1 protein-coding gene is annotated in these 3150 nt (G+C 75.7%); it reads left to right on the top strand.

The features are described from left to right. The coding region (locus tag SSBG_RS27945) for an FtsK/SpoIIIE domain-containing protein (protein WP_037870795.1) at positions 1-3109 on the top strand (3109 nt) is incomplete at its 5' end. Between the last annotated feature and the right edge of the window lie 41 nt (positions 3110-3150).

Raw genomic sequence — 3150 nt, 5'->3', positions numbered from 1 at the left:
GTGGAACTGGGTGCGCTGGCTGCCGCACCTGGCCACGGGCCGCCCGGGCGAGCCGGTCGCGATCGGCAACGACCCGGAGAGCACCGCGCACCGGGTCAACGAGCTGATCTCGGACATCCAGAACCGGGTGGCCGCCCGGGCCTCCTCGGCCCTCGCGCACACCCTGCTGCGCGAGCCGGACATCCTCGTGGTCCTCGACGGGGCACGGCGGCTGCGCGATGTGCCGGGCATGGTGCAGGTGCTCACGCAGGGGCCGGGCGTACGGGTCTTCGGGCTGTGCGTGGACGAGCGGGAGCGGCTGCTGCCCGAGGAGTGCACGGCGGTCGTCGTCGCGGAGGGCAACCGGCTCTCGGTGCGCAGTTCGGGGGTGCCGGAGGTCGAGGACGTCCGTGCCGACCTCGTCGCCCCCACGTGGTGCGAGGAGGTGGCGCGCGCGGTGGCCCCGGTGCGGGACGTGACCGTGGACAGCGACTCGGGGCTGCCCTCGCAGGTGCGGCTGCTGCCGCTGCTCGGCCAGGAGCCGCCGGACCCGGCGGCCCTCGTCGCCGCCTGGGAACGGCGTCCCGCCTCCACGGCGTTCGTGCTGGGCGCCGGGTACGAGGGTCCGCTCCGCGTGGACCTGGTGCGGGACGGGCCGCACATGCTGATCGGCGGGACGACGGGCGCGGGCAAGTCGGAACTGCTCCAGACGATGATCGCTTCGCTCGCCGCCGTGAACCGGCCGGACGAGCTGACCTTCGTGCTGGTCGACTACAAGGGCGGCAGCGCCTTCCGCGAGTGCGCGGAACTGCCGCACACGCTCGGCATGATCACCGACCTCGACGGGCACCTCGTGCAGCGCGCGCTGGCCTCGCTCGACGCGGAGCTCAAGCGCCGCGAGCGGCTGCTCGCCGAGGTCGCGGCGAAGGACCACACGGAGTACCGGGCGAAGCGGGCGCGGGAGCCGGAGCTGGCTCCGCTGCCGCGCCTGATCCTGGTCATCGACGAGTTCGCGACGCTCGTGCGGGAGCTGCCGGACTTCGTGCCGGGGCTCATCAGCCTGGCGCAGCGCGGGCGTTCGCTCGGGCTGCACCTGGTGCTCGCGACGCAGCGTCCGGGCGGCGCGGTGAGCAACGAGATCCGCGCCAACACCAACCTGCGGGTCGCGCTGCGCGTGACGGACCGGGCCGAGAGCCAGGACATCATCAACGCGACGGACGCGGTGAGCATCTCGTCCGCGAGCCCCGGGCGCGCGCTCGTGCGGCGCGGCGCGGACGCGCCGACGCCGTTCCAGACGGCGTGGGCGGGTGCCGAGCGCGACGCGGGCTCGGCGGCGACGGCGGGTCCCGCGCGTCCGGTGCGCGGTGTCGAGCTGGCGTGGCAGCGGCTCGGGCGTCCCGCGGAGTGGGGCGAGGAGGAGGAGGAGCGCGAGTGGGCGGCGGCGCCCGAGGAGGAGCCGGTCACCGATCTGCGGGTGCTCGTGGAGGCGATCGGGCGGGCGACGGAGCTGCTGGAGGACTTCACGCCGCAGCCGAGCCCGTGGCTGGAGCCGCTGGCCGAGCGGGTGCGGGCCGAGGACCTGCCGCCCGTGCCGAAGCCGTCGCCGGGGGCGCTGCCGCCGGTCCCGTACGCGCTTCTCGACCTCCCGCGGTCGCAGGAGCGCCGGCTCGGCGTCATCGACTTCGCGACCTTCGGGCACCTCTACGTCATCGGTTCGCCGCGCTCGGGGCGCACGCAGGTGCTGCGCACGGTCGCCGGCTCGGCGGCGCTCGCGATCGGCGCGGCCGACCTGCACATCTACGGCATCGACGCCTCCGGCGGGGGTCTGTCGGTCCTGGAGTCCCTGCCGCACTGCGGCGCGGTCGTCTCGCGGCACGACGTGGAGCGCCTGGAGCGGCTCATCACGCGCCTGGGCCGGGAGCTGACGCAGCGGCAGCGGCTCATCGCGCAGCACAACGCGGCCGATCTCGCCGACGTGCGTACGAAGGTCGGCAAGGACCGGCGGCCGGCGCGGCTGCTGCTCCTGATCGACGGCTGGGACGCGCTCGGCTCGATGCTCGACGACTACGACGGCGGCCGGGTCTACGCGGACGTCGTCCGGCTGCTGCGCGAGGGCGCGGCGGCGGGCATCCACGTGATCGCGACCTCGGAGCGGGTCCTGCTCGGCGGGCGCCTCGCGGCGCACAACGACCGCAGGCTGCTGCTGCGGCAGGCGGACCCGGGCGACTACAACGTGGCGGGGATGCCGCGCAACAAGGTGCCCGCGCACATCCCGCCGGGCCGGGGCTGGCTCGCCCCCGAGGGCATCGAGGCGCAGATCGCGCTGCTGCCGTCCGAGGGCGGCGGGGACCAGGCGGAGGCGGTACGGGAGATCGGCAAGCGCACCACGGCGCGCGACGCCGCGCTGCCGGCCTCGCGGCGCCCCTTCCCGGTCCGGGAGCTGCCCTCGGTGGTGGGCTTCCAGGAGGCGATGGACCAGGTCCCGGCCGAGGAGCGGGCCCCCTTGCGGGCGCTGCTCGGGATCGGCGGGGACTCCGGGGAGCCGCTGAGCTTCGACTTCGCGACGGGGGGCGGGGCGTTCATGGTCGCGGGCCCGCCGCGCACGGGCCGCAGCACGACGCTCGCCTCGATGGCCGTCTCGCTGCTCCTGGGCGGCACCCAGCTCGTCGTCCTCACCCCGCGCGACTCGCAGTTGCGGCAGCTCGCCGCGCACGATCTCGCGAAGGTGTTCGCGGACCCCGACCCCTCGGCGGACGCGGTCGCGCGGGCGCTGGCGGAGGTCGAGGGCCGTCCGGTCGTCGTGGTCGTGGACGACGCGGACCTCATGCTCAACTGCAAGGCGGACAAGGTGCTGCGGCAGGTTGCCTCCTCGGGCCGCGACCGGGGGCAGGGGCTGCTCCTGTCGGGCCTTCCGGAGTCGATGAGCTCGCTCGGCTGGGTGGGCATCGCGCGCCGCGCCCGGCGCGGCATCCTGCTCGGCCCGAAGAGCATCGGCGAGGGCGACCTCATCGGCGCGCGCATCTCGGCGGAGCAGGTGCGCACCCCGCTCGTGACGGGGCGGGGCTGGACGGCCGGCGAGGCGGGGGCGGCGATCACGGTGCAGGTGCCGCTGACGGTGCTCGGCACGTAGCGGGCGGCGGGCACGGGGGCGGGACCGGCCGGGGGCGGACG

Source organism: Streptomyces sp. SPB074, assembly GCF_000154905.1.
Classification (GTDB): Bacteria; Actinomycetota; Actinomycetes; order Streptomycetales; family Streptomycetaceae; genus Streptomyces.
Note: the sequence above shows the minus strand (reverse complement) of the source record. Positions and strands in the feature narration are given on the sequence as shown.